Below are 9,113 nucleotides of genomic sequence, written 5' to 3' on the forward strand. Positions count from 1 at the left end.
ACTTGGTGATCTTTGATCAAGGGTTATCCTGTCCAAGATAGTCTGTACTATGCATATATTCTCGGTCCTCGACCGTGAGCATATTGGCCCATGCGGCTTCTTCCCCCGGCTGCGGAAGCACATGACCAAACTCCACCATCATATCTGGTGGCAAATCTGATAAATAGACCCAGATGTATCGCTGATGTAATGACGCCGCATTGGCTATTTCGCTCACCAATTTTTCTATAAGTACTTTTTTGAGCTCGAGGCTGCGAGCTCGTATGACGCCATGAACGAACAGATGATTGGCTTGTAACGGACGGCCACCAAGATAGTAGTCCTCCGCAGCTTTTTCAGTGAACATCACTTGTGCAAAGAAATTGTCTGCTCCCGTCACTTCGCTGTGGGCACGGGTGATTGCTCGGGCGACGCTGGCTTTTACGGGAACGGTGAGGCAATGATGGGATGTATAGACCTGATAGGTTGGCATGATGCGTCTCCTTTGAGAAATATATGTTGCGGGATAATGAGATCGTATTTAGCGCTAATAGCCATGATTGATGACTCTGACAGTGTGGCAACAACGTAGTATAGGTCAGGCCTTATAAGTTGGTTGCTATAGGGAATGGAAGTCAAATGTGAGGCACAATAAGATCGTCAAAGCAATTAGAAGGTTCGGGTAACATTGTGTCGCCGGTTCCACACAAGCCTCGTTTTGGTGAGCAATTTTCCAAGATCAGTTCGCTGTTGCGAGAGCTGAACAACTATCACTTCGTAGGGCGAACGCCGCCTGTGCTGATTGCCCCGTGGCAGAACGATTCAGTTGCCGTCGAATTCATCATTTTTCCTAGGATGCTACAATTCAAAGATGTTACACAAGATATATTTTCCTAAGGCGAATACATCGCCGCATACCCGCAATCTTAGCGGTAAATGGTCTGTTTTGATCATAAAATAAATCCGTATATTTTGAACATTGGAAAACAACATGGAACATCGACGACTCGGTAAATCAGGCCTGCGTGTGCCTGCACTTAGCTTTGGCACCGCAACCTTTGGTGGCAGCAATGATTTTTTTAAAGCATGGGGAAGTACGGATACGAGCGGCGCGGCGCGCCTGATCGACGTTTGCCTGGAGCACGGGGTATCGATGTTTGATACCGCCGACGTATATTCAGATGGTATGTCCGAACAGATATTGGGCGAAGCGATTAAGGGTAAGCGTAGTCGTTTGCTCATTTCAACCAAGGCCACCTTTCCGGTGGGTGATGGAGCAAACGATTTCGGTTCGTCGCGTCAGCATCTGGTCGAAGCGGTCGAGAATTCATTGAAACGCCTCGGTACGGATCACATCGATCTTCTTCAGTTACACGGTCAAGATAACAATACGCCAGTAGAAGAGACCATGGCAACCTTGGATCAGCTAGTCCGATCGGGCAAGGTACGCTATATCGGTGGATCGAATTTTTCTGGCTGGCACCTGATGAAATCTCTCGCAGTGTCTGAGCGCTATGGCTATCCGCGGCACGTTGCGCATCAGGTTTATTACTCACTGCTCAATCGTGACTATGAGTGGGAGCTAATGCCGCTGGGCGTGGATCAAGGGGTCGGTGCGCTGATTTGGAGCCCATTGGGTTGGGGGAAACTGACCGGCAAAATACGCCGCAATCAACCTGCCAAGCCTGGCACTCGTGCGCACGACATTGCCGGGACGGGGCCACATTTCGAAGAGGAGCGGCTTTTTCGTATCGTTGATGCGCTCGATACCATCGCCGAAGAGTCCGGCAAGACAATTCCACAGATAGCGCTGAACTGGCTACTACAAAGAGAGACCGTGTCCAGTGTCATCATCGGCGCGCGTGACGAGAAACAGCTGATTGAGAATATCGGCGCTACTGGCTGGCAGTTAAGTGTCGAACAAGTCGCCTTGCTGGATCTTGCCAGTGATGTGGCACCAGTATATCCAGTATGGCACCAACGTGAGTTCCCTATGCTGAACGAACGCTTGAGCAAAAATCTTATTTGATCGTCGTGTTGGGCGATCAGGATTTACTCATGCAAAACGTTATTGAAGTAGCGTGATGTCCTGGGGTTTTAGTTCGAAACTATTTCTGATGCAATTTGCTAGATACACTTGAGGTAACGTCATTATAAAAAAATGGATGATGTGTATTTTTATACGCTTCATCCATTTTTTATATTTGTCGTAGTAAAGATTTCACTACTCAGAAACGCAGCTCTTCTATCGAGGTCTAATGAGCGCCGCCTGCATCAATAGGTCCAGTTGACCGTATAGGCTTGGTTAACCACACTAGCGCTACTAAAAATAAAAACAAGATCGCTGATATCCAAAAAATGTCTGTAGCACCTTTTGTGCTGGCTTCAACTGTCATCAATCTGTCGATAACAGCATATGCACCTTGCGGAGACATTCCTTGCGCGGTCAGGCCGTGGACAGCATCTACAAAGGCCGCATTTGTTGGTCCACTATGTTCCGATAATTGTGAATAGTGCAGCGCTGTACGGCGATCCCAAAAAGTACTAGTGACCGACGTTCCAATCCCACCAAACATGATTCGAACAAAGTTTGACAGACCCGCAGCCGCTGGAATTTTGTCAGGCGGTTGACCTGACAAGATAATCGACGTCAAAGGGATAAAGAACATTGCCATCGCAGCACCCTGAATCACCGTGGGAATCATTAGCCGCATGGTATCAACATTCTGTGTAAATCCTGCGCGCATAAAGAACACTAACGCGAAGATCAGGAACGCTGCAGACGCCACCCAACGTGCATCAATTTTAGGTAATAATTTACCAATCAACGGGGACAATATGATCGCAAAAATACCTACGGGTGCCATGACTTCACCCGCCAGTGTGGCGGTATATCCAAGCTGCGTTTGCAACCATAGCGGCAGAATCACCAAGCTACCAAAGAACAGGCCATAACCGACTGAGATTGCGATCACGCCGCCGCTGAAGTTGCGACTTTTGAATAGCGATAAGTCAACGACTGGATGCTTACTGCCTAGTTCCCAAATCACAAAATAGATGAAGGAGACTACCGCTACCGCAGTCAGAATCACAATTTGTCCGGAGTTGAACCAATCCAGCTCCTTGCCTTTATCCAGCATGATTTGTAGCGATCCCACCCAGACTACAAGAAGCCCTAGACCGACCGCATCAATAGGTAGCTTGCGGGTCGCAGATTCACGTGTTTTATAGATAGACCATGTTGCCCAAGCGGCAAATACACCGATTGGAATGTTGATATAAAAAATCCATGGCCAAGTGTAATTGTCGGAAATCCAGCCGCCTAACAGCGGCCCCATGATGGGCGCTACAAGCGTCGTCATCCCCCAGAACGCCAGGGCCATTCCGCTTTTTGAGGGCTTATAACTCCCTAGTAATAGCGATTGGGATAACGGAATCATTGGTCCAGCAACAGCGCCCTGCAAAACCCGTGCTGCAATCAACACTTCCATGCTTGGCGCGAGCCCGCACAGCGTTGATGACAGGATAAACAGGATAATTGAGGTGATAAATAATCGGACCTGACCAAAGCGCTGGGTCAACCAGCCGGTCAGCGGAACCGAAATTGCATTCGCAACCGCGAACGAAGTGATAACCCATGTCCCTTGTTGCGGGGAGACGCCCAAATCTCCCGAGATAGCAGGGATAGAGACGTTTGCAATCGACGAGTCGAGTACGTTCATGAACACGGCTAGCGACAAGGCTACCGTGCCAAGAACCAGTTTTCCACCCGTTAACGGTTGCAAGGGTTGCAACGGCTGATGTGGTCGGTTAGGGGAACTCATGCATGCATTCCGGTTCGGTTATTGTACAAAATACGCCATGAATTTTCTGAAAAGTGATGCGCTTAAAGATATTAGAAATTTGCATGGCGCCAGATGTCACAGGTTTCAATGTGCAGCAACGGCAGGATTCGGTGCGTTATTGGCGGCGATAATATCGCTAATAATCGCATCGGCTTCCTGGCCAGATTTGTCGAATACTTCGGTTTTGTAAGCAGGCACAGTCCTGGCTGCGGAGCCTGCAGTCAATGAAGTTCCTTCGGTTTTAGCGATATCGACCTTCACATCCATTGAGACGCCGATCCGTAGTGGATGGGATTCCAGATCTTTTGGATCGAGGGTGATGCGCACCGGAATACGCTGTACGATTTTGATCCAGTTGCCACTGGCATTTTGTGCTGGTAACAGTGCGAAGGCAGAACCTGTTCCGGCTGCAAGGCCTAAAACTGTTCCGTGATATTCGATCTTCGAGCCGTACAAATCGGACACTAATGTCACCGGTTGACCGATGCGCATATTCGCGATTTGCACTTCCTTAAAATTGGCATCTACCCATAATGCATTCAGCGGCACAATTGATAACAACGTCGTTCCGGCGGCTACACGCTGGCCGACTTGTACTGAACGTTTCGCAATGTAGCCGGTGATTGGCGCCGGCAATGTTGTCCGTGAGAAGTTCAGGTACATGGTGCGCACCTGAGCTGCAGCGTGCAGCACATTTGGATGTTGCGCCACTGTTGTCTTGTCAGTCAGTACGCGATTGGATGCGAGCTGTTCGCTGGTCGCTAATAGTGCCGCATCGGCAGCTTGAACGGCAACTTTTGCATGCTCCAACTCTTCCTTGGATACAGCACCTGTGGCGATTAATTGCTGACGGCGGGCCAAATCAGCGCGTGCTTTTTCAACGTCCGCACGACGTGCTGTGACGTTTGCGTTCAAGGCGCTGTTATTGACAAACAATGTACGTACTTCGCGCACAGTTTGTGCCAGTTGGGCTTCCGATTGGTCGAGTGCAACTTTGGCATCCGCTTGATCCAATTTGATGAGAGGTACGCCCGCAGTGACCAATTCGGTGTCGTCGGCATTGATCGCAATGACAGTACCGCTAACCTGAGGCGTGACCTGCACTACGTTTCCTGAGACATACGCGTCGTCGGTACTTTCGAAGTGACGAGCAAAGATCACCCACCAAATGCCATACGCAATCAATAAAATCAAAAGAAGGACGGTAAAAGCGATGAGAAGTCCACGGCGCTTGCCTTTGGTCTCAATTGGCTGTTCGACGTCAGGCACGCCAGCACTGGCGGGAGGTGCAGCATTGTTAGAGTCTTGCGGAGTTTGATTAGGTGTATTCATGACGCTGCATTCACAAGAGGTGGACGGTTTGACAATGGATTATTGCTGCTGGTTTTTTTTGCATCGGTAGTGCTGATCGCCGCTGGGGACAGCCCTTCAGTGTTGGCATCAAAACCACCACCTAATGACTTGATCAGACCTATCCTCAAATCAGCGCGACGGGCAAGCGTATCGAGCTCGAATTTGCGCTGTGAGAGATAGGTGATTTGCGTGGCTACAACTTGGAGCATGTTGGCAGTACCAACTTGCTGGCGTTGCTGCGCGAGCTTCATGCCACGCTCAGCAGCCTGAGTTGCTGCGGCCTGATTATTTTTTTCAATCTCAGCTGCCCGCAACGACTGTACCTGATCCGAGACTTCGTGCAGTGCATCGGTGAGGGCTTTGTTATAGGTTGCAACGGCACCGTCGTAAGCGGCAACACGGCCTTTCAACTGAGCACGCAACGCGCCGCCTTCAAATATTGGCAAGTGAATAGCGGGACCGATTCCATTGACCATACTACTTTTGCTTAAAAAGTTGGTCCAGCCCAAACTTGAAAGTCCGATCATCGCCGATAAATTGACGTTTGGATAGAACTCAGTTTTTGCCACTTTAATATCGCTTTGAGCGGCTTCGACTTGCCAGCGTGCAGCCACAATATCAGCGCGTCGCCCGAGTAATCCCATTGGCAACTGGTCGGGCAGAGTGATAGCTGTTTCTGCTGGCAGTGATGGTTGGGGAATCAGCAAACCACGGTCTGGTCCTTGCCCGAGCAGCGCCGCCAATTGGTTGCGGGTCAAGGCAATGGCTTCATTCCATTGAGCGTGTTCGGAGAGTAAATTGGCTACTTGTAAGCGACTTTGTTGATTGTCGCTTTGCGTATCAAGGCCGGCAGCAAAACGTTGTTGCGTCAAACGGTCTAACTGATCGCGTAAAGCTAATTGTTGATTGGTTAAATCCAGCTGCGCATATTGTCTTGCCAATTGAATCCATGCCTTGGCGACTGCGGTGGTCAGCATGAGACGCGAAGCATAATGTTCAGCCTCTGCTGCTTTACTTTGAGACAGCGCAGACCGCAATTCCGCGCCATGTTTATCCCAAAAGTCAAGATCATACGAAAAGTTCAGCGCCAATTCATTATCCGTTACGTACGCGCCACCAAATGGTGGTGGATAGATGCTGTTTTCAGTGAATCGTTGGCGCGTGGATGAAAAGCTGGCTCCAACCTGTGGCTTGGAACTTGCACCCGCTGCTTCAACCATTGCGTGTGCCGCTGCGACACGGGCTGCTGCGACTTGCAGATCTGGGTTACCGGCCAAAGCTTCATCAGTGAGTTGTTGTAGCGGAGCGCCGCCAATACTCGTTACCCACGAAGCGTCAGGCCATTGGCCACCTTGGTCTGGAAGCGATGTCGCAGTGGCATAGTCGGCCGCGGTATTGGAGTGAGCACTTGTTTGAATACCGCTCATATTGGCACAAGCCGACAAAAGGATAGCGGTCACAGAGATAGCGAGGCGCTGCAGGCGCATGGAGGATAATGCGGGTCGAAAAGAATTAGGAAGAGTGTTCATTGGAATGATTTGTTTAGCTGCATTCGTTGATGATGGCATTTTTAGAGAAGATGTCACGTAGGCAATAATTGCCGGATTAATTTTTTGTTGTCTGGTCAATGAATTTTCACGGCTGGATTTTGTGGGTTATTTGCCAGCACACGTCGCAATAGGGACTTTAAAAAACCGATCTCTTCTGGGGTAAATCCAACAAAATGTTGATTTAGTACATCACAAAAAACCGACGGTATCTTTTTTGCCAGTTCTGCACCGTCATCGGTAAGCCCCAACTTTACTAAACGCCGATCTTGCGGGCATGGCTCACGCAGGATCAGCCCACGCGACGCCAACCTATCAATCATCCGCTTCATCGAAGCCGCATCGGTGTACGTTTCTCTGGTTAAGTCTGCGGCTGTTAAATACTTCCCGGTGGAAAGCATTAATAAAATGGCTCCCTGCGCGTGTGTTATGCCAAATTTGCTTAATAAATCGTCTGAGCTTTTCATCAGCATAGTGCGCGAGCGCGCTAATAAGTAGCCGATGCTATCTTCGATTTGATACGTATCGATTGCGAAAAGGGGTGAAATTTCAGCCGGATTGGTCACTTAGTTTCTTTAATAATCATTGCCTAGGCAAGAATATACAGGAGTTTAAGGAAACACGCAGCCAGTTGCTATCGTCAAAAACCAGTTGTATAAGTGTGTTTGGTGTTAATAGTCCTGATTAAGATGGCATATTAAGATAGCCTAGGTCTTAAACGTTGTTTTTTATCCTCACAAAATAGAGGGCATCCTCCATATAAATCGACGGTAGATAACAACGAAGTGTTGTTTTTCATAAATTTTTTTGGGGCGGAGAAGCTTGGTTTTTTATTCCAAATGCCATCTCCACGCGCACCAAAATAGGGGGCTCACGTATGCATAGGATGCATGTGATACAAATAAGCCCAACAAATCCAGGGCATGAGTACGCACCATCTTGGGCAAATGTGGTCCGTCTCGATACATCAACAAAAGAGTTTCAAATAGAAAACTATCAGAACAAAAAACCGATAGTTGTTGATGAAATGATCAAGCTAAAAATCATATAAATTATTTATAAATCAAACGTTCCTTCTAGGTAACATTACTGTTAATCTTAAAAATTGACGGTTCGGTGGAACATGTTTTGAATAAACTTCTGACTTTTCCTGAGCAATTAGCTGCACCTCCTTCAGCACGCGCTAAAGCCATGCTGTTCCACGATCCACGCTCCACGGCATTGTTAAAACAGGTTGAGCGGATCGCGTTAAGCGATGCGACTGTATTAGTTACCGGCGACACAGGCACCGGTAAAGAATTAATTGCCAGACACATCCATGTCCAAAGTGGCCGTACTGGCCCTTTTATTGCAGTAAATTGCGGCGCGTTCTGTGAAACGTTGGTGGACGCGGAATTGTTCGGTCATGAAGTTGGCGCATTTACGGGCGCTACTCATGCCCGTTCAGGATGGTTTGAAGCCGCCAACGGAGGGACTTTATTTCTTGATGAAATTGGAGAGTTACCGGCTTCTTTGCAGGTGAAGTTATTACGCGTGCTGCAGGAACGTCAGGTCGTCAGACTAGGTTCGCGACGCCCGATTCCGCTAGACGTGCGATTGGTTGCGGCCACCAACGTCGACTTGCAACAGGCAATATTCCACAACAGATTTCGTGCTGACTTATATTATCGTCTTAGCGTCGCGACGGTAAATATGTTGTCGCTTCGTGCCAGATCCGGTGACATCTTACCGCTGGCACGCCACTTCATTGAGACCTACAGTACAAGACTGCACTTGGAGGGGGTAACCTTAAGTGTTGTTGCACAAAAGATGCTTGAAGCTTATGACTGGCCGGGCAATATTCGTGAGTTAGAAAACGTAATCCATTACGCACTTATCGTCTGTGATGGAAATGTGATCATCAAGGATGATTTAAAGCTTGCCGGTAACATGCAGCGCTCTCCCAACTTCGAGTCACATGATACGGCCGAATTTACGCCTACTTCCTCACCACAGAGAGATCAATCGATTAATGGCTCCGCGACAAAGATGCAACATCGACTAGAAGCCTTAATTGCAGAGTGCATCCAATTTGCGCAACCTAATCTCTTCGAAACCGTCGAGAAAGCGGTGGTTCATACCGCTTTTGCAGGTTGTAATCAAAATCAGGTACAAACCGCAAAGGTCTTAGGGGTTACTCGCAACATGCTTAGAACCCATTTGAAACGATTTGGTTTAATCGGTTAAGTACTAGTAAACTCGGTCAAATATCTGTAACGGTGAAACATTGCGCGATTGCATTGTTGCCATGGCTGTCTGATATAAATAAAAAATTAGTTAGGGTGTGTTGACATTTATTTCAACCAAAGTGCCGAAGCCGCGAGCGCCACGAATGAAGCAAAGCGCGAAG

General features: G+C 48.4%; 7 protein-coding genes. 2 read left to right on the forward strand and 5 right to left on the reverse strand.

Annotation, left to right across the window (positions count from 1 at the left end; genetic code table 11):
• Nucleotides 1-16 precede the first annotated feature (16 nt).
• Nucleotides 17-472 carry a tautomerase family protein gene (locus QN379_RS22555; RefSeq protein WP_323507674.1) on the reverse strand — a complete coding sequence of 152 codons (456 nt, stop codon included), beginning with the start codon at nucleotides 470-472 and terminating at the stop codon, nucleotides 17-19.
• A 498-nt stretch (nucleotides 473-970) separates the two neighbouring features.
• On the opposite strand from QN379_RS22555, the gene QN379_RS22560 reads away from it, so the two are divergent.
• Nucleotides 971-2,008, forward strand: coding sequence for an aldo/keto reductase (locus tag QN379_RS22560; protein ID WP_323507675.1), 1,038 nt, complete (start codon nucleotides 971-973; stop codon nucleotides 2,006-2,008).
• Between the two features lie 226 nt (nucleotides 2,009-2,234).
• On the opposite strand, the gene QN379_RS22565 is transcribed toward QN379_RS22560, so the two are convergent.
• The 4 genes from QN379_RS22565 to QN379_RS22580 form a co-directional block, all read right to left on the reverse strand.
• Nucleotides 2,235-3,803: a DHA2 family efflux MFS transporter permease subunit gene (locus QN379_RS22565; RefSeq protein ID WP_322238407.1), complete on the reverse strand. Its 1,569-nt coding sequence runs from the start codon at nucleotides 3,801-3,803 to the stop codon at nucleotides 2,235-2,237.
• A gap of 105 nt (nucleotides 3,804-3,908) precedes the next feature.
• On the reverse strand, nucleotides 3,909-5,156 hold the full coding sequence (locus tag QN379_RS22570) for an HlyD family secretion protein (RefSeq protein WP_323507676.1): 1,248 nt from the start codon (nucleotides 5,154-5,156) through the stop codon (nucleotides 3,909-3,911).
• Nucleotides 5,153-6,706, reverse strand: a complete 1,554-nt coding sequence (locus QN379_RS22575) for an efflux transporter outer membrane subunit (protein WP_322238411.1) — start codon at nucleotides 6,704-6,706, stop codon at nucleotides 5,153-5,155. Before QN379_RS22575 ends, QN379_RS22570 begins: the two co-directional genes overlap by 4 nt.
• Nucleotides 6,707-6,801: 95 nt before the next feature.
• Nucleotides 6,802-7,290, reverse strand: coding sequence for a MarR family transcriptional regulator (locus QN379_RS22580; RefSeq protein WP_322238413.1), 489 nt, complete (start codon nucleotides 7,288-7,290; stop codon nucleotides 6,802-6,804).
• 562 nt (nucleotides 7,291-7,852) lie between these two features.
• On the opposite strand from QN379_RS22580, the gene QN379_RS22585 reads away from it, so the two are divergent.
• Nucleotides 7,853-8,950: a sigma-54 dependent transcriptional regulator gene (locus QN379_RS22585; protein ID WP_323507677.1), complete on the forward strand. Its 1,098-nt coding sequence runs from the start codon at nucleotides 7,853-7,855 to the stop codon at nucleotides 8,948-8,950.
• The last annotated feature ends 163 nt before the right edge of the window (nucleotides 8,951-9,113 follow it).

Source organism: Glaciimonas sp. Gout2 (assembly GCF_035018905.1).
GTDB lineage: Bacteria > Pseudomonadota > Gammaproteobacteria > Burkholderiales > Burkholderiaceae_D > Glaciimonas.